This window comes from Curtobacterium sp. WHRI 8282, assembly GCF_040223925.2.
GTDB lineage: Bacteria > Actinomycetota > Actinomycetes > Actinomycetales > Microbacteriaceae > Curtobacterium > Curtobacterium flaccumfaciens.
Genome location: NZ_JBEHCD020000003.1, coordinates 263702 through 281102, shown reverse-complemented (window position 1 = coordinate 281102; position 17401 = coordinate 263702). Strand labels below are relative to the sequence as shown.

Sequence of the window (17401 nt, the reverse complement as noted above, 5' to 3'; positions counted from 1 at the left end):
GCCCGGCTCGCGCCCGCTCGCCGGGCGCGAGCGCTACCCGAGCAGGGCCGGCCGCTCCCACTCCTGGTCGAGCACGTGCTGCCCGAGGAACGCGAACACCGTCTCGTACCAGACCACGGCGTGCTGCGGAGCGAGGACCCAGTGGTTCTCGTCCGGGAAGTACAGGAACCGGTGCGGCATCGAGCCGTCCGGTGCCGCGTGGTGCTCCGCGAGTTCGGACCAGAGCCGCAGCCCCTCGCCGATCGGCACCCGGTAGTCCTTGTCGCCGTGGATCACGAGCATCGGCGACGTGATCTCGGCCACGAACCGGTGCGGGTCGTTCGCCGCGATCCCGTCGGCGTCGAAGATCGACGACCAGTACTGCGACGAGTCCGTCGTGCCGTTGAACTGGTCGAGCGCCCACAGGCTCGCGTGGGTGACGATCGCGCGGAACCGGTCGGTGTGCCCGGCGACCCAGTTCGCCATGTACCCGCCGAACGACCCGCCCATCGCTGCGGTCCGGGTCGCGTCGATGTCCGCCCGCGCCTCGACCACGTCGGTGATCGCCATCAGGTCGGTGTACGGCGCCTGCCCCCAGGCGTTCCAGCCGCGGTTCACGAAGTCGAGTCCGTAACCGGTCGAGAGCGCGGGGTCCGGCAGCAGCACGGCGTAGCCCCGGGCTGCGAGCAGCATCGGGTTCCAACGCCAGGACCACTGGTTCCACGAGTTGAGCGGTCCGCCGTGGATCCACAGGACCAGCGGGTGCGGCCCGTCGCCCTCGGGCACGACGAGCCAGCCGCGCACGCGGGCGCCGTCGGCGGCGGTCGTCTCGACCTCTTCCAGGTGCGCGGGCAGGTCCGGCAGGGACGCCGGCGTCCCCAACGGGGTCACCGTGCCGTCCGTCGCGATCCGCACCGGGTGCAGCGGGGCCGCCCAGGAGGCCCGGAGCGCCACGACCACGCCCGTCGCCGCCGCCACGCGCAGGCTCGAGTACGCCCAGTCGTCGTGCGTCAGCTGCTCGACGGCTCCGCCGTCGAGGGGGATGCGGAAGACCGGCGCGCGGCCGTCCTGGTCGGCCACCGCCAGGAGCGCGCGGTCGCCGTGTTCGAACACCAACTCGCTCGGCCAGCGGTCCCAGTCGGTCGCGACACGACGGGCGTCGGAGCCGTCGACGCCGGCGACCCAGACCTCCTGCTGGTTCGCACCGGCCGGGGTGGAGCGGACGGTGCGGACCCAGGCGATCGTGCGGCCGTCGTGGCTGATCGCCGGCATCTCGTGGTCGACGTCGACGTCGTCGAACAGCACCGTGCGGTGGCCGCTGGACAGGTCGATGGTGACGAGCGTCGAGCGGTCCCCACGGGCCTCCCGGACGCCCACGGATGCCAACAGGACCGAGCCGTCGGGTGTGAGTGCTCCGCTGACGTGGTCGAGCGAACGGCCGGGGGCCGGTGTGCGGTCGACGGGCAGGACGGGTTCGGCGCTCACGCCGGCGGCGTCGCCGTCGCTGTCGGTGTCGATGCCCGCCGTGTCGAGGGTCAGGACGTGCGTCTGTGCCGGGCCGAGGTCGTGGTCCCAGTACCGGACCGGGTAGGTCTCGTGCAGGATCGCGCGGACGTGCTTGTCCTTCCGGGTCTTCCGGAGCTCCGCGTCGGCTACGAGCACGGTCGCCGGGTCGGAGCCGGCCCCCGGCAGCAGGTCGGCGGTCAGCGCGACGAGGTCCGACGATGCCGCGGTGGCCAGCACCCCACCGATGCCCCCGGCCAGGCGGGTGAGCGGACGGGCCTCGCCGCCGGCCGCGGGCAGCACCCAGAGCTGGGCGGCCTCGAGGTCGGTGGCGTCGGCGTCGGGCCGGGCGGAGACGAAGAGCAGGTCGCCGGTGCGGGTGAAGGCGATGCCGCCCTCGCCCTTGGCGGAGCGTGTCAGGCGGACCGGGCGCGCGGCGGTGTCGGGGGTCGGCGTCGCGGGCACCTGCCAGATCGATCGGCGGTACCCGGTGGCGTCCGGGTCGAGCGCACTGACCGTCAGCGCGACGCGGGTGCCGTCGGGGCTGATGTCGATGCCGTCGACGCGGGGGAGCGCGATGTACTGGTCGAGGTCGGAGAACGGGGTGCTCATGCGTGCACGCTCGCCAGGTCCTCGGCCCAGAAGGCAGCGACCTGCTCGGCGACCGCGGTGCCCTGGGCGTGACCGGCCTCGGCCGACGGCGCCTGCGTGGCGAGCGAGAGCGAGTTGGTGCCGAAGGCCTGCTGGGACGCGCTGTCCGCCACGACGACCTCGACCGACGAACCGCCGGCGCGCAGCGCCTCGACGGCGACGTCGAGCCATGGCCCGCACGGTGACGGGCCCTCGGGGCCGCAGGCGATGACGAGCACCCGCTCGTACCCGGCGGCCGCGTCGGCGTTGGTGCCCGAGCGGACGCCACCGTCGACGTACGGGCGGCCGTCGACGGCGACCGGTGTCCAGACGAAGGGCACTGAGCAGCTGGCCGCGACCGCACGGGGGAGCGGCACACCGTCGGCCGCCGTCAGCAGGCGGAAGGTGCCGTCGGTGGCGTCGACCGCGGTGACGGCGAGCGGCTTCTCCGGCCACTCGGTGGACGGGAGCGTCTCGCCGAAGGTCGCCGTGCGCTCGTCGTCGCTCTGCCCGCCGACGACCTGCTGGGCGGCCTGGCCGAGTCGAGCGCGGGCGTCCTGCTCGCCGGTTGCACCCTGCAGTGCTGCGCCGATGTGCTGCTGCACGGCTTCGACGTCGATGGGCGCCGGCTCTTCGTAGGTGGTGGGCGCAGGGGTGTGCTGCTGGTCGTAGGCCTGCTGGACGGCGCCGTTCCGGACGAACGCGCCGACGACGCTGCCGGCGCTGGTGCCGACCACGAGGTCGGCGGCGTCGAGGTCGACGCCGGCTTCCTGCAGGGCGACGAGGACACCGACTTCCCACGCGATGCCGGCGACACCTCCGCCACCGAGGACGAGGGCTCTGGATCCGGGAACGGGCGTGCTGACGTCGGTCATGGGTCCTGCTTACCAGCTGCGTGCGACGGGCCGGTGGAGGCCGATGGATCCTGTGGAGAACCCGCCTGTGGACAACTCCGTCCGCGTCGGTGGCGTGACCTAGCGTCGTGGTCATGGGGAACCAGCGTTCAGGACGGGTCGGCACGGTCGTGTGGCCGATCGTGGTGGCTGCTGCGCCCACCGCGGCGTTCCAGCTGCCGAACCTGTTCGTCACGCCGGCGGTCCGACTGTCGCTCGTCGCGTTCGGGCTCGTCGTGCTCGTCGGTGCCGTGACCGTGCAGGTCGTTCGGACCCGGCGCAGCGACGCCGCACGGTCCGTGGCCGAGGACAACGCCACCGCGGCCGAGCTCGAGCAGTCGACGGCGGTCCGGTACGCGTTCGGCCAGATCGCCACCCGGCTCGTCCGGTTCACCGAGCTGCCCCGGTCCGATCGCCACGGCGAACTCTCGGTCGTCGCCGACCGCGTCGCCGTGGCCCTGGCGTTCTACCTGCTGCCGAAGGTGCCCGACGTCCGCGCCAACGTGTACCAGCTGTCCACCGATCTGCGGGCGCTCGAGCCGATCGGTCACGGTGGCGCCGGCGACACCGCCGGGGTCTTCCGAGCGGGCACGCCCTACGGCGACCGCAACCTCGAGTGGGTGCTGGTCGGGGGATCACCCCGGATCGTCGGTGACCGCTCGGCCGACGTGGACGTCGACCAGGACCTGCCGGGCTTCGAACCGCGGTACACCTCGTACGTCTCGGTGGTGATCCGGTCGGACCAGTACTCGTTCGGCATGCTCACCGTCGACTCCCCGGTCCCCGACGCCTTCACCGAACTCGACGCCAAGAACATCGCGATGATGGCGTCGTTCATGGCCGTCGCGTTCTCGCTGACCTACTCGTTCCCCGAGCGCGACCGCAATCCAAGGAAAGGCCCGTGATGCTCACACGCTCTGTCGGACGCTCGACGTACGATGCCCCCATGACGACCGTGAACCCTGCTCCGCCGTCGTTCGGGCGCGCCCGGATCTCTTCGCCGAACTGGAACGACACCACCACCGACGCCGACTACGAAGACCTCGACGTCATCGCCGCCAACATCGAACGCGAGCGCGTTGCAGCCCGGCTCCGGGTCACCGCAGCCATCGCCGCGCGTCTGGGTCGCTGACCCCTCCCGCATCGTCCACGACGAACGGCTCCCACGCATGCGTGGGAGCCGTTCGTCGTCTGCGAGCCCGAGCCGGAGCCCGAGCCCGAGCCCGCGCCCGAGCCGGAGCCGGTGTCGGGGCTACCGCGCCTCGGTCACGTCGATGAGCACCTTGCCGACCGTGTCCTGCTCGACGGCGTCGTGCGCCTGGGCGGTCTGCTCGAGCGCGAACCGGGTGAGCGGGAGACCGGCGTCCTCGCCGACCGGAAGCACACCGTCGTGCAGCGCCTCGGTGAGGTCCTCGGCCGCCGCGGACAGCGCCTCGTCGCCGATCGTGTAGAGCAGCAGGAACTGGTAGCGGGCGTTCACGCTCATGTTCGGGCGGATCGGCAGGCTCGCCTCGTCACCGCCGTTGTTCGCGTAGATCGACACGACGCCGTGGTTCGCCAGCACGTCGGCGACCAGCGCGGCGTTCTGCGGGATCGACACCTCGACGACGATGTCGACACCGTCCGGCGCGATCGACCGGATGCGCTCGGCGGCGTCCTCGTCGCGGTAGTTCACGACGTGGTGGGCGCCGGCCGCAGTCGCCAGTGCTGCCTTCGCGTCCGAGCTGATCGTCGTGATGACGGTCGCGCCGGCCCAGCGGGCGAGCTGGATCGCGGCGTGCCCCACGGCACCGGCGCCGCCGGCGACGAGCACGGTGAAGCCGTCCAGGGCGCCGGGGCCCAGGCGGGCGGGGCCGTCCTCGTGGGTGGTGAGCGCTCGGTGCGCCGTCATGGCGGGGACGCCGAGCGAGGCGCCGACGTCGAACGAGACGCCGTCCGGCAGCGGGACCACGCGCGACTCGGGCACGACCGTGTACTCCTGCGCGGTGCCGGTCGGACGTGACGCGGCCGCCATGAACAGCCAGACACGGTCGCCGACGGCCAGTCCGTCGACTCCGGCACCGACGGCGTCGACGACACCTGCGCCGTCCTGGTTCGGCGTGATCTCGGGGAACGGCAGCCCGTCGCCGTAGGTCCCGCCGGCGCGTGCCTTCCAGTCGGTCGGGTTGACGCCGGAGACGACGACGCGGACGCGGACCTCACCGGCTCCGGGCTCCGGGATCTCCCGCTCGACGAGTTCGAGGACGCTGCTGGCACCGGGCTTCGTGTAGACGATCGATCGCATGTCCCCAGGCAACCACTCGTCGCCGTCGGGGATTCCGAGTGCGCCGGTGCTCAGCGCGCGTCGTACCCCTCGCGCGCCTCGGCGACGTCGGGCATGTGCGAGGTGGCCCAGTCCTCCAGCGGCACGAGCACCGTGCGCAGGGACCGCCCGAGCTCGGTCAGTTCGTACTCCACGTGCGGCGGGATCTCGGGGAACACCGTCCGCGTCACCATGCCGTCGCGTTCGAGGGCCCGCAGCGTCTGGGTGAGCATCTTCTGCGAGACCCCCTGCACCCGGGCCGCCACCGCCGAGTACCGTGCGGGACCGTCGGCGAGGGCGCCGATCGTCAGCACGCTCCACCGGTCGCCGATGCGGTCGAGCAGCTGCCGACTGGGGCAGTCCGCCGCATAGGGGCTGTACTCGAGTGCTGACATGGTGTCCTCCGCAACGCACCGCCAGGTGCCTACTTACTCAAAGAGAGTAACTCTTGTACGGTGACTGTCAACGTCACTGACGCCCAGCACGTCCACGAAGGGAACACCATGACCAACATCGTCGTCTTCGGAGGCACCGGCTACGCCGGCTCCGCCATCACCCACGAGGCACTCTCCCGCGGCATCACCGTCACCGCGGTCGCCCGCGACACGAGCAAGCTCGAGCCGGCCGAGGGCCTCACCCTGGCGCAGGGTGACGCGTTCGACGCCGACTTCGTGTCCGAGGTCACGAAGGGTGCCGACGTCGTCGTCGTCTCGCTCCACGCCGTGCAGGCGGACGGCAGCGAGCTGAAGGACAAGTTCCAGCACTTCGTCGACGCCGCCGCCGCAGCGGGTGCGCGTCTCGGCATCGTCGGCGGTGCCGGTTCGATGCGCGTGTCCGAGGACGGCCCCCGCCTCTTCGACACCGACGGCTTCCCGGATGCCTTCAAGGGCGAGGCGAAGAGCCACGCGCAGATCCTCGACGCCCTGCGCGCCTCGGACACCCAGGTCGACTGGTTCTACGTGAGCCCCGCCGCGGCCTTCGGTGGCTACAACCCGGGCGAGCGTCGCGGCACCTACCGCGCCTCGGACGAGGTCCTGCTCGCCGACGCCGAGGGCAACTCGGACATCTCCGGCGCCGACTACGCGATCGCGTTCGTCGACGAGATCGTCACCCCGGCGCACCACCAGACGCGTTTCGGCGTCGCCTACTGAGGCACTGCCCCTCGCAAGACACCGGTGTTCACAGAACACACCGCGGGATCCCGCGGCGTCGAGCGTGAACACCGGTGTTTTGCGCACTGCCCGACGCGACCAACGGGCGGACGGGAGGCGCGGGGCGGGGCCGCCACGGGCCTCCAGGCCGGCGGGTGGCCACCGCCAGGGCCCCCGCTAGTGGGCGACGATCGCCGGCACCGGCAGGTGGTGGCGCATCCGCACCGCCAGGTGCAGGCCGCCCCGGCGGGCGAGCACGAGCGCGATCACCGCGGCGGCCGCTGCCGGCACGCCACCGGCGACCATCATCCCCACGTGCGCGCCGTAGTGGTCGACGATCTGTCCCATCAGGGGCCCGCCGATCGCCTGCCCACCGAGCAGCACCAGGACGTAGAGCGACATCACCCGGCCGCGGATCGCCACGTTCGACGACAGCTGCACGAGCGAGTTCGACGCGGTCTGGAACAGCAGCTGCGACATCCCCACCGCCACGAGCGCGACGGTGAACGGGGCGATCGCCGGGATCGACCCCGAGACGACGAGCAGCACGCCCGTCCAGAACACCCCGCCGACGATGGTGCGGAGCCGGACGACGGCCCGGCGGGTGGACAGCAGCGCGCCGACCAGGGCGCCGATCGCCACGGCGGAGTTGAAGACCCCGTAGCCGCCGGCTCCGACGTCGTACACCTGTGACGCGAAGGCGGAGAGCAGCACGGGCATCGTCAGTGCGAACACCGAGAAGAACGCGACGAGGATCACCGGCACGATGATCGTCGGCTTGTGCACGGCGTAGCGGAGGCCCTCCACGAGCTGCCCCTTGCCGCGGGGCGCCGGGGGTGTGCGGTGCAGCTCCGAGACCTTCAGGAACCCGAGCGTCACGACGACGGCGACGCAGGCGATCGCGTTCACACCGAACGACCACCCCGCGCCGACCGCCACGAGCAGGGCCCCGGACAGCGCCGGACCGATCATGCCGCCCAGCTGGAACACCGACGAGTTCACGCTGATGGCGTTCCGCAGGTGCTTGTGCCCGACGATCTCGGTGACGAACACCTGTCGTGCCGGGTTGTCGATCACGGTGACCATGCCGACCAGGAACGCGATCACCCAGATGTGCCACGCCTCGACGACGCCGGCCAGCGTCAGGACGGCGAGCAGCGCGGACAGCACCGCGAAGGCTCCCTGCGTGATCATCATGAGCGCGCGCTTCGAGAACCGGTCGACCAGGACGCCGCCGAGCAGCCCGAACAGCAGCATCGGTGCGAACTGACAGGCGACCGTGATGCCGACCTGCGCGACCGACCCGGTGAGCTGCAGCACGAGCCAGTCCTGGGCGATACGCTGCATCCAGCCGGCGGTCATCGCCACCAGGTTCGTCGCCGTGAACAGCCGGAAGTTCGGCACGGACAGGGCGATGAGCGTGTGGCGCCACGGCGGTCGCGTGGCCTGGATCGGGAGCGGTTCGGTGGGCGGGGGGAGGGTCGTCGGTGACGCGCTCACGGTGCGGGGTTCTCCGGACGTCGGTGTGGATCTGGTACCCCAACGAAACTACGTGGCGCCGGCCCATTCGATACCCCTATGGTGGCTATCACTCCATTGCGATGTCGAATGGCCGCGCAAACGACCGCGCGAACGACCGCGAACGCCGCGCGAACGAACGAGGTGCCCCGTGCTCGATCCGGTCCTGTTGCAGACGTTCCTGGCCGTGGCGGAGACCGGCAGCTTCACGCAGGCCGGCACCCGGCTCGGCATCAGCCAGCCGACGGTGTCCCAGCACGTGCGGCGCCTGGAGACCGCGGTGGCGCGCACCCTGGTCGCCCGGGACACCCGCGGCGTCGCCCTGACCGACAACGGGGACGCGATGGCCGGGTTCGCGCGGACGATCCTCGCCGCGCACGCCACCGCCGACGCCTACTTCTCGGGCGCAGCCACCCGCGGACGGCTGCGGTTCGGGGCGGCGGATGACCTCGCCATCACGCAGCTGCCGCGGATCCTGCGGGACTTCCGACGACTGCACCCGCAGGTGAACCTCGAGCTCACGGTGAACCAGTCGTCACCGCTGCTCCGCCGGGTGCACGCCGGACAGCTCGACCTGGTGTTCATCAAGCAGACGGCGGGGGAGTCCGCCGAGGGCACCCGGGTCGCCACCGACCAGATGGTGTGGATGGCGCAGGACGGCATCGCCCTCGAACCGGGCGAACCCGTCCCGCTCATCGCGTACCAGGCGCCGAGCATCAGCCGGCAGATGGCGATCGACGCCCTCGAGGCCGCCGGCCGCACCTGGCGGATCACCTGCAACACCCGCGACGTCAACGGGGTGCTCGCCGCGGTGCGCGCGGGCATCGGCGTCGCGGTGTTCCCGCACTCGCTGATCCCGGCCGACCTGGTGAAGGTGTCGCAGCGGCTCGGGTTGCCGGACCTGCCGGCGGTGGACTACGTCCTCATCGCCAACCCGACGGTGCAGCGGGAGCCGATCGACGCGCTGACGAACGCGATCCTGTCCCGCGGGGTCGTCCGCGCCGTCTGAGCGCGCGCATCGGCGCCGAGACGCCGTCGTGTTCCGGGATGGTGAACGCGACGAGACGCCGTCGTGTTGTCCCGCCGCCGCCGAGACGCCGAGACGCCGAGACGCCGTCGTGTTGTCCCGCCGCCGCCGAGACGCCGAGACGCCTCGACTTTCGGGGGCGTCTCGACGTCGACGCGGCGTCCTGCCGAGACGACGGCGTCCGAGCGCTCGCGGGCCGCGCGGCGCTAAGGAGCGAGCGTCGGGGTCGTGCCGGTGCCGGTGACGTCCGGCAGCGTCACCCCCGCGAGCGGCAGCAGCGCCGCCGCGACGGCCCACAGCAGCACGACCGTGCCGACACCACCGAGCACGGCGCCGAGCAGCGCGACCGGCCGCTGCCACGTGGCCGTCCGGTCGCGCAGCGTCACGATCGAGAGCACCAGCGCGAGCAGTCCGAGCGCCACACCGACACCGTGCACGGTCGCGGGAGCGGTGAACCACCAGGCTGTCAGACCGATCGTCGCGATCCCGGCGACGGCACCGAGCACCGCACCGGCGGTCGCGCCGAGCGCACGGCGCGGCTCCGGCGCGGCGGCTGCGGCCACGGGCTGGTCGAGCAGTTCGGTCGGGAGGCCCGCCTCGCCCCCGCCAGCACCCTGCGGCACCGGGGTGGGTGCGACCACGGCCGTGGTCGCGTCGACGTTCGGGGTCGCGACGGCGGGGCTGCCGGGAGCGGCGGCGGCCGGTGCCGCGTGCAGGACGGCGTCGAAGGATCGTGCGGGTGCGGCCGACCGTGCGGCTGCCTGCTGGTGGGCGAAGCGTCGGGGCGTCCGGTAGCCGATCGGGCCGACGGGCTCGGGTTCGGTGCCCTCGACGACCACGTGTTCCAGGCCGGGCACCGAGAACCGGGGCTGTCCGGCGACGGGCACCGCGGGTGCGGCGGTCGGCGGTGCCGGGGCGGCCTCCGGCGACGGGGTGGTGAGCGGTGGGACGAGCGGTGCGGCGTCCGCCGAGGTGGGTGCGGCGGCGACCGCTGAGACCGGCACCACGAGCCCGGACGCGGGGACGACCGACGACGGCGGCACCGCGGGGGTCTCGAACGGCACGGTGTGCACGTTCGGCGACGTCGGGGCCGGGGGCAGCAGTTCCTGCTGCGGCGGGAAGTCGGGCACCGGGGCGTCGGCCTCGACCAGGGCGGCGATCGACGCGGGCTCGGCGGTCGGTGCGGGCACGGTCCTGGCGTGTGCGACCGTGGTCGGTGGGACCGGCGCCGCGTGGGCGGCGCGTGACGAGGCGGGGGTGGGGCGGGCCTCCCGGCCGGAGGCGTTCACGTGACCGGCGGCGGCGACCCGCTCGGGCGCGACCTCGTCGACGGGCGGCGCGGTCACCCAGGCCGGGATGGGCCGACGGGGCCGGTCCGATTCGGGCATGCGATGCGCTGCCACTGCGGCGCTCCTTCCGTCGACTGATCCATGCTCAGTTGTAGCGGCAACCGCTGTGCGGATCGCAGCCCCAGTTCGGGGTCGCCGGTACGTTCGGGTGATGACCGGAATCGAACACCGTCCCCTGGGCCCCTCGGGGCTCGTCGTCTCCACCGTCGGCCTCGGCTGCAACAACTTCGGGCGGCGGGGAACCGCGTCCGAGACGCAGGAGGGCACCGACGCCGTCGTCGCTGCGGCCCTGGACGCCGGGGTGACGCTCTTCGACACCGCCGACATCTACGGCGGCGTGCCGGGCATGTCCGAGGAGATGCTCGGTCGCTCGATCCGCGGCCGGCGCGACGAGATCGTCCTCGCCACGAAGTTCGGCATGGACATGCAGGGCGCGAACGGCCCGGACTGGGGCGTCCGCGGATCCCGTCGGTACGTGCGGCTCGCGGTCGAGTCGTCGCTGCGCCGCCTCGGCACGGACTGGATCGACCTCTACCAGATGCACCGGCCCGACGACGTGACGCCGATCGAGGAGACCCTGTCGGTCCTCGACGACCTGGTCCGCGAGGGCAAGATCCGGTACGTCGGCCACTCGAACTTCGCGGGGTGGCAGATCGCCGAGGCCGAGCTCACGGCGTCGATCGCCGGCACCACCGCGTTCGTGTCCGCGCAGAACGAGTACAGCCCGCTCGCCCGGGACGCCGAGGCCGAGGTCCTGCCGGCGGTGCGCGCGTACGCGCTCGGGTTCCTGCCGTTCTTCCCGCTGTACAACGGGCTGCTCACCGGCAAGTACACGAAGTCGGGCGGCCCGGCCGACGGGCGGCTGACGACGTCGAAGCCGCAGGTGCTCGAGGACGCCCCGTGGGACGTGCTCGACGACTACCAGCGGTTCTGCGACGACCGGGGCGTGACGATGCTGCAGGCGACGTTCGCGTGGCTCCTGGCGCAGCCGGGGCTGTCGAGCGTCATCGCGGGGGCGACGAAGCCGGAGCAGATCACGCAGAACGTCGAGGCCGGCACGACGTGGACGCCGACCGAGGACGACATCGCCGACATGACGACGATCTTCGACCGGGCCTGAGCGGGCGTTTCGCGCCGGTTCGTTTCGCGCCGTTTCGCGCTGAGTCGTTTCGCGCTGAGCGACAGGTCACGGGGTGCGGAGCCCGTGAGGTGTCGCTCAGCGCGAAACGGCGGCGTGGCGCGGCGTGCTGCGCGGAGCCGAGGACTAGCGCGTCGCGGCGGCCAGGGCGTCGCGCAGCTCGGCGGCGGTCATCCGCGGGCCGTACCCGGGGGTGTCCCGCTGGATGCGCCAGCCCTCGGCGAGGGGCCCGGCGTCGACGACGTCGAAGCCGAACGCGTCGATGAGCTCGGCGACGGTCTGCTTGGCGGAGTCGTCGTCGCCGGCGATGACGAGGGCACGACGGTCCGGGGTGCCGGCCGGCGTCGCGTGGCCGGTCAGATCGTCGGCGCCGATGTGGTTGAACGCCTTCACGACGCGGGCGCCGGACAGGTGGTCCTGCAGCATCTCGGCGGTGGTCGTCGACTGGTCGTCGAGGGCGCCGATGTGGCCGTCGCGCTCCCAGTAGTAGTTGTTCGTGTCGATGACGACCTTGCCGACGAGGGGCTCGACGGGGATCGTCTCGATCGCGGCGAGCGGCACCGTCACGACGACGATCTCACCCGCTGCGGCTGCCTCGTCGCGAGTCGCCGCGCGTGCGCCGTCGCCGAGTTCCGTGACCAGGTCGGTCAGGGTCTCCGGGCCGCGGGAGTTCGCGATGACGACCTGGTGGCCGTTCCGTACCGCGAGTCGTGCGAGCTGGGATCCGATGTTGCCGGCGCCGATGATTCCGATGGTTGTCATGGTGTCCCTGCAACGCTGCCCGCCGTCGTGCATTCCCCGGGGGCACGAACGCCTCGCCGGGAGCATGATGGCGGCATGGACCACGAGTTTCGCGACGAGACCGACCAGGACCGCTACGCGATGTACGTCGGCGGCGAGCTCGTGAGCGTGCTCGACTACCGGGTGAACGGTGACGCTGTGGCCTTCCCGCACACCTACACCGTCCCGAAGCACCGCGGCCACGGCTACGCGGCGCAACTCGTCGAGTACGCCGTCGCCGACGTCGAGTCGTCGACCACGAAGCGCATCGTGCCGATGTGCTGGTTCGTCGGCAAGTGGTTCGACGAACACCCCGAGAAAGCCGACCTGCTCAGCCGCAGCGCCGCGGACTGAGCACCGAACGAAGGGGCTCCCGTGCCCACCATCACCCCGTTCCTCTGGTACGACGACCAGGCCGAACAGGCCGCCGAATACTACGTCGGACTGTTCCCCGACAGTCGCGTCGACAGCGTCAGCCGGATGCCCGACGGCCGTGCCCTCGTCGTGGAGTTCACGTTGCTCGGCGCTCCGTACCGCGCGATGAACGGCGGCCCCGGGCACCCGCACACCGACGCGGTCTCGTTCCAGATCGACGTGGACACGCAGGACGAGCTCGACCGGCTGTGGGACGCCCTGCTCGCCGACGGCGGGAGCCCGATGGCGTGCGGGTGGTTGACCGACCGCTGGGGTCTGGCGTGGCAGGTGACCCCGTCGATGCTGGGGGAGCTGATGAGCGGATCGGGCGACCCGGAGGCCAACGCCCGCGTGTTCGAGGCCATGATGCAGATGGTCAAGCTCGACATCCCCGCGCTGCAGGCCGCGGCCTCCGGTCACTGACCCCACTCTCCGCCGGCCCGCCGGTAGTGTGACCGGACGAGAAGACCGCCGGCCGGCGCCGGCACAGACAGGCTGGAGCCACCATGGACCACCCGAGTTCGAGGGTCCGCAACAGCGACATCAGCCGGGCGTACACCGAGCTCGCCCGCATCACCCGTCGGGCGAGCATCCGTGCCCGGGGCTCGGACCAGGTGTTGAGCGTCGTCGACCAGTCCCTCGTCGACTTCGTCGTGCAGCACCCGGGCTGCATGGCCATCGACATCGCCCGCTATCTGCGGCTGAACCGTTCGACGATCTCGCGGCAGCTGTCCGGGCTCCTCGCGACCGGACTGGTGCGGACGACCGACGGCGGCAGCGGCAACGCGAAGCCGCTCGAGGCGACCGACGCCGGCCGCGCAGCGCTCGAACGGTCGGTGCAGCTGCACCGCGACGCGCTCGACGAACGGCTCGCCGACTGGTCGGACGACGACATCGCGTTGCTCGCCGGGCTGCTGGAGCGCCTCGGCGCCTCGGACGAGGCCGGGCTCCCGATGCCGGCACCCACCGAGTCGTGACGACGTCGTTCGTCCTGCTGTCCGACACGCACCTGCCGAAGCGCGCGAAGGACCTGCCGCCCGGGCTGTGGGCCGACGTCGACGCTGCCGACCTCGTGGTGCACGCGGGGGACTGGGTCGACCTCGCCACCCTCGACGCCGTGCAGGCGCGGTCCCGCCGCTTCGAGGGCGTGCGGGGCAACAACGACGGTCCGGAGTTCGACGACCGACTGCCGCTCGTCGCCCGGTTCGGCGTCGAGGACCTGCGCTTCGCCCTGGTGCACGAAACCGGGGCGTCGACCGGTCGGGAGCGGCGGATGGACGCCGAGTACCCGGACACCGACGTGCTCGTCTTCGGGCACTCGCACATCCCGTGGGACACCGTGGCACCGTCGGGGATGCGCCTGCTGAACCCCGGCTCGCCGACCGACCGCCGTCGCCAGCCCGACCACACGTGGATGCGCGGCACGGTCAGCGGCGCGGAGCTGTCCGTCGAACTGGTGCGGCTGCCGCCGGTCGCCCGCTAGCCCCGGTTGCCCGCTCGCCCCGGTCGCGTGCCTCCGTCGGCATCCGGAAGAACGCCAGCTCCCACTCCGTCGAACGCCGGAACGCCCGCGCCATCCGCCCTCGCTCGTCGGGTGTCGCGGCACGGGCCAGCTCCTCGACGAGCCGGGTCGCCTCGGCACTCGACGCCGCGAACCCCGGGTCCCCGTACGCCGTGATCCAGTCGGCGAAAGCGTGCCCGTCCGGAGCGACCCCGAGCTGCGACCCGACCCAGGCGTAGACCCGGAAGCAGGGCAGCACCGCGGCGGCGAGCACCGCCGCGGAGCCGGAGTCGGCCGCCTGCTGCAGGTGTGCGAGGTACCCGGCGCACGTGGGGTGCACGGGATCGTCGGCGTGCGAACCGGCCAGCCGACGGTGGTGCAGGTCGCGGGCCTCGTCGGCACACCCCTGCGCAGCAGCCGCCCAGAACGCAGCAGCAGCGGCAGCACCCGCATCCGAACCGGCACCTGGTGCACCGACCCCGAGCGCCGCCAGGTGCCGCTCGTACGCCCGCAGGTAGTGGACGTCCTGCGCCAGGTAGCCCGCGAACACCTCCGGCTCGAGCGTCCCGTCCCGGAGCCCCACCAGGAACGCGCAGTCGATCGTCTCCTGCAGCACCGGTGCCGCATCCGCCCACCACACGTCCGTGTACGACAGCGCCGGCAGGGCCGCCCGCGCCTGCGCCCCGTGGTCGACCGGGCCGTTGCCGCTCCCGACCGTCAGGGCGTCGGCCCCGCGGAGCGCCGCCGTCAGCCACTCCTTCGCCGCCCCGACCGCGAGCTCCCAGTCGCCGTGCCGTGCGGCGAGCGTCGCGATCGCGCTGGAGACCGAGCACCCGGTGCCGTGCGTGTTCGTCGTCGCGACCCTGGGGCCGGTGAACACCCGCACGGTGCCGTCCGGTGCCACGAGCACGTCGTCGGAGGTCGGACCCTCGTCGTGGCCGCCCTTCGCCAGCACCAGGACGTCCCACCGCGCCGCCACGGCACGCGCGGCATCCAGCGACGAAGCCGACGACGATGCAGACGAACCGGAACCAGCCGCACCAGACTCGGCCAGCTCCGCCAGCTCCGCCAGCACCACGAGCTCGGCCCGGTTCGGCGTCACCAGGTCGGCGAGCGCGAACAGCGCCCCCATGGCCGACGCCGCGTCCTCGTCGAGCAGCCGGTCCCCGCTCGTCGCCACCATCACCGGGTCCACGACGACCACGGGCGGCCGGTGCTCCCGCAGCCAGTCCGTCACGGTCCGCACGACGTCGGCGGTGCCGAGCATCCCGATCTTCACCGCGTCGACCACGACGTCGTCCGACACCGCGTCGAGCTGCTCCCGCAGGAACCCGACGTCCGGCACGTGCACCGACCGCACCCCGTGCGTGTTCTGCGCGACGAGCGCCGTCACGACCCCCATCCCGTACCCGTCGTGCGCGGCGATCGCCTTGAGGTCCGCCTGCATCCCGGCCCCGCCCGTCGGGTCGGTCCCGGCGATGCTCAGCACCCGTGGGACGCTCATGCGTCCGCCCGGTGGCGCGTGGAGGTGGAGGCCGGGAGGACCGGTGCGCCTTCTGCGGGCCGCCCCGCCTCCGTCGCGTGGCCGGGTCCAGGGCCCCACGCGGCCACGTACGCGGCCGCGGCGGACCCGGGGTCGGCCGCGGCGCAGATGCCCGACACGATCGCGACGCCCGCGGCACCGGCTGCCCGGAGCGGCACGACGTCGTCGAGGGTCACCCCGCCGATCGCCACGCACGGCAGGTCGGTGGCGGCGGCCAACCGGGCGAACCCGTCGTGGCCGAGGGCCGGCGGGTGGTCGGCCTTCGTCGCTGTGGGGTGCACGACCCCGACGCCGAGCAGGTCCACGGTGCCGCGGGGGAGTCGTTCGACGGCAGCCAGGTGCGCGAACGTGTTCGCCGTGAGGCCCACGTGGGCGTCCGCTCCGAGCAGGGCACGGGCGGCCGTGACGGGGACGTCGGACTGGCCGAGGTGCACGCCCGCGACCCGGTGTCCCGCGTGCCGTGCGGCGAGGACGACGTCGAGCCGGTCGTCGACCACCACCCTCGCGCGGTCCCCGACGGCGTCGGCGACCGCGGCGGTCAGGGCGAGCAGGTCACGCGCCGAGGCGTCCTTGTCCCGCACCTGCACGATCCGGACCCCGGCGTGCACGGCGGCGCGGACGACCCCGAGCACCCCGATGCCGTGCCGGTCGGCCAGGGCACCGTCGGTCACCAGGTAGACGCCGAACCCCGCAGACTGCAGCCCGCTCACGCCGACACCGCCCGGGCGTCGACCGCAGGAGCCGTCTCGACCGTGATCCGGGCCTCGCGGACGACGTCCTCCGGGGTCAGCGACGCCAGCCGGTCGAGGAACAGCGGCTGGAAGGTCCCCGGCCCGCCGGCGTCCCGTGCCGCGAGCTCGGCGGCGATCGTGTGCACCGCGGTGGCGGCGACGGCAGCGGCCCCCGCGTCCTCCGGCGCGACCGACGTGAACGCGGCGACGACCGCGCCGAGCGCGCACCCGCCACCGGTGATCCGCGTCAGCAGGTCGGTCCCGTTCGCGACCCGGACCACACCGATGCCGGGCGCGACCAGCAGATCGACCGCACCCGACACGGCCACCGCGGCCACGAGCCTCCCGTCCGAAGCAGCGACGGACGCGACCCGGGCGTCCTCCGTGCCCACGGTGCTGTCGACCCCGCGGCCACCGGCCGAGTCGCCGAGCAGGGCGAGCACCTCGGACGCGTTGCCCCGCAGCACCGTCGGGCGCAGCGCGAGCAGGTCACGCGCCAGGGCGGTCCGCACCGGCAGCGAACCGACGGCCACCGGGTCCAGGACCCACGGGGTGCCCGCGTCACGGGCCGCGTGCACGGCCTCGAGCGCGGCGACCCGCGGTTCGGCGTGCGGGGTGCCGGTGTTCACCAGCAGGGCATCCGCGACGCGGGCGAACGGCCCCGCCTCGGTCGCCACGTCGACCATCGCGGGCGAGGCCCCGAGTGCGAGCAGCACGTTCGCCGTGACGTTCTGCACGACGGTGTTCGTGATGCACTGCACCAGCGGGGCCCGGGCACGCACGGCCTCGAGCAGTTCGGCGGTTCGGTGGGCCCAGGCAGGGGAGGGCGCAGCGGTTTCCATGGACGATCCCTTCGCGAGTACGAGCTCGAGCAGGTTCGACGGGTGTGATCTCAGCCGCTGGATGCGGCACCCCGTGTCTCGAGCGACACCGTACACGACG

General features: G+C 72.9%; 19 protein-coding genes and 1 riboswitch. Of the genes, 9 read left to right on the top strand and 10 right to left on the bottom strand.

Features of this window, described 5'->3' with window-relative positions; genetic code table 11:
* Positions 1 to 33: 33 nt before the first annotated feature.
* Both ABRP24_RS12250 and ABRP24_RS12245 read right to left on the bottom strand, forming a co-directional pair.
* Positions 34 to 2094, bottom strand: a complete 2061-nt coding sequence (locus ABRP24_RS12250) for an alpha/beta fold hydrolase (RefSeq protein WP_349848440.1) — start codon at positions 2092 to 2094, stop codon at positions 34 to 36.
* Positions 2091 to 2987, bottom strand: a complete 897-nt coding sequence (locus ABRP24_RS12245; protein ID WP_027465206.1) for a patatin-like phospholipase family protein — start codon at positions 2985 to 2987, stop codon at positions 2091 to 2093. The genes ABRP24_RS12250 and ABRP24_RS12245 overlap by 4 nt, the downstream gene beginning before the upstream one ends.
* A 113-nt stretch (positions 2988 to 3100) precedes the next feature.
* Here ABRP24_RS12245 and ABRP24_RS12240 point away from each other — a divergent pair, with 113 nt between their 5' ends.
* Positions 3101 to 3910 (top strand): GAF domain-containing protein, encoded by an 810-nt coding sequence (locus tag ABRP24_RS12240; protein ID WP_071247251.1) that lies wholly within the window; start codon positions 3101 to 3103, stop codon positions 3908 to 3910.
* A 41-nt stretch (positions 3911 to 3951) separates the two neighbouring features.
* Positions 3952 to 4137: a hypothetical protein gene (locus ABRP24_RS12235; RefSeq protein WP_027465208.1), complete on the top strand. Its 186-nt coding sequence runs from the start codon at positions 3952 to 3954 to the stop codon at positions 4135 to 4137.
* A 120-nt stretch (positions 4138 to 4257) separates the two neighbouring features.
* On the opposite strand, the gene ABRP24_RS12230 is transcribed toward ABRP24_RS12235, so the two are convergent.
* Both ABRP24_RS12230 and ABRP24_RS12225 read right to left on the bottom strand, forming a co-directional pair.
* Positions 4258 to 5289 carry an NADPH:quinone reductase gene (locus ABRP24_RS12230; protein ID WP_301603352.1) on the bottom strand — a complete coding sequence of 344 codons (1032 nt, stop codon included), beginning with the start codon at positions 5287 to 5289 and terminating at the stop codon, positions 4258 to 4260.
* A gap of 50 nt (positions 5290 to 5339) precedes the next feature.
* On the bottom strand, positions 5340 to 5702 hold the full coding sequence (locus ABRP24_RS12225) for a helix-turn-helix domain-containing protein (protein WP_071247254.1): 363 nt from the start codon (positions 5700 to 5702) through the stop codon (positions 5340 to 5342).
* A 108-nt stretch (positions 5703 to 5810) separates the two neighbouring features.
* On the opposite strand from ABRP24_RS12225, the gene ABRP24_RS12220 reads away from it, so the two are divergent.
* Entirely contained in the window at positions 5811 to 6458 is a 648-nt protein-coding gene (locus tag ABRP24_RS12220) for an NAD(P)-dependent oxidoreductase (protein ID WP_111058181.1), read from the top strand.
* A gap of 177 nt (positions 6459 to 6635) precedes the next feature.
* On the opposite strand, the gene ABRP24_RS12215 is transcribed toward ABRP24_RS12220, so the two are convergent.
* Positions 6636 to 7958: an MFS transporter gene (locus tag ABRP24_RS12215; protein WP_071247258.1), complete on the bottom strand. Its 1323-nt coding sequence runs from the start codon at positions 7956 to 7958 to the stop codon at positions 6636 to 6638.
* Positions 7959 to 8127: 169 nt separating this feature from the next.
* On the opposite strand from ABRP24_RS12215, the gene ABRP24_RS12210 reads away from it, so the two are divergent.
* A complete protein-coding gene (locus tag ABRP24_RS12210; protein WP_017886578.1) occupies positions 8128 to 8985 on the top strand; it encodes a LysR substrate-binding domain-containing protein in 858 nt (285 codons plus the stop codon).
* Positions 8986 to 9209: 224 nt separating this feature from the next.
* Here ABRP24_RS12210 and ABRP24_RS12205 read toward each other — a convergent pair whose 3' ends face one another.
* Positions 9210 to 10406 (bottom strand): hypothetical protein, encoded by a 1197-nt coding sequence (locus tag ABRP24_RS12205; protein ID WP_371836753.1) that lies wholly within the window; start codon positions 10404 to 10406, stop codon positions 9210 to 9212.
* A gap of 97 nt (positions 10407 to 10503) precedes the next feature.
* Here ABRP24_RS12205 and ABRP24_RS12200 point away from each other — a divergent pair, with 97 nt between their 5' ends.
* A complete protein-coding gene (locus ABRP24_RS12200; protein WP_349848433.1) occupies positions 10504 to 11472 on the top strand; it encodes an aldo/keto reductase in 969 nt (322 codons plus the stop codon).
* Positions 11473 to 11616: 144 nt separating this feature from the next.
* On the opposite strand, the gene ABRP24_RS12195 is transcribed toward ABRP24_RS12200, so the two are convergent.
* A complete protein-coding gene (locus ABRP24_RS12195; RefSeq protein ID WP_349848431.1) occupies positions 11617 to 12252 on the bottom strand; it encodes an NAD(P)-binding domain-containing protein in 636 nt (211 codons plus the stop codon).
* 75 nt (positions 12253 to 12327) lie between these two features.
* Here ABRP24_RS12195 and ABRP24_RS12190 point away from each other — a divergent pair, with 75 nt between their 5' ends.
* From ABRP24_RS12190 to ABRP24_RS12175, 4 genes are all read left to right on the top strand, one after another.
* Positions 12328 to 12624 carry a GNAT family N-acetyltransferase gene (locus ABRP24_RS12190; protein ID WP_027465216.1) on the top strand — a complete coding sequence of 99 codons (297 nt, stop codon included), beginning with the start codon at positions 12328 to 12330 and terminating at the stop codon, positions 12622 to 12624.
* A gap of 21 nt (positions 12625 to 12645) precedes the next feature.
* Complete coding sequence (locus ABRP24_RS12185) at positions 12646 to 13107, top strand: VOC family protein (protein WP_111033788.1); 462 nt, start codon at positions 12646 to 12648, stop codon at positions 13105 to 13107.
* An 83-nt stretch (positions 13108 to 13190) separates the two neighbouring features.
* Positions 13191 to 13661 carry a MarR family winged helix-turn-helix transcriptional regulator gene (locus ABRP24_RS12180; protein WP_051596672.1) on the top strand — a complete coding sequence of 157 codons (471 nt, stop codon included), beginning with the start codon at positions 13191 to 13193 and terminating at the stop codon, positions 13659 to 13661.
* Complete coding sequence (locus tag ABRP24_RS12175; protein WP_152378054.1) at positions 13658 to 14167, top strand: metallophosphoesterase; 510 nt, start codon at positions 13658 to 13660, stop codon at positions 14165 to 14167. The genes ABRP24_RS12180 and ABRP24_RS12175 overlap by 4 nt, the downstream gene beginning before the upstream one ends.
* Here the strand turns inward: ABRP24_RS12175 and thiD are convergent.
* The 3 genes from thiD to thiM form a co-directional block, all read right to left on the bottom strand.
* Positions 14112 to 15689, bottom strand: a complete 1578-nt coding sequence (gene thiD / locus ABRP24_RS12170; protein WP_349848428.1) for a bifunctional hydroxymethylpyrimidine kinase/phosphomethylpyrimidine kinase — start codon at positions 15687 to 15689, stop codon at positions 14112 to 14114. The two genes, ABRP24_RS12175 and thiD, sit on opposite strands and share 56 nt — an antisense overlap.
* The gene (locus ABRP24_RS12165; RefSeq protein WP_349848426.1) at positions 15686 to 16438 is read right to left on the bottom strand and encodes a thiamine phosphate synthase; all 753 of its coding nucleotides are present in this window, start codon (positions 16436 to 16438) and stop codon (positions 15686 to 15688) included. Before ABRP24_RS12165 ends, thiD begins: the two co-directional genes overlap by 4 nt.
* Positions 16435 to 17301, bottom strand: a complete 867-nt coding sequence (gene thiM, locus ABRP24_RS12160) for a hydroxyethylthiazole kinase (RefSeq protein WP_349848424.1) — start codon at positions 17299 to 17301, stop codon at positions 16435 to 16437. Before thiM ends, ABRP24_RS12165 begins: the two co-directional genes overlap by 4 nt.
* Positions 17290 to 17385: riboswitch (TPP riboswitch) on the bottom strand. Its footprint overlaps the gene before it by 12 nt.
* Between the last annotated feature and the right edge of the window lie 16 nt (positions 17386 to 17401).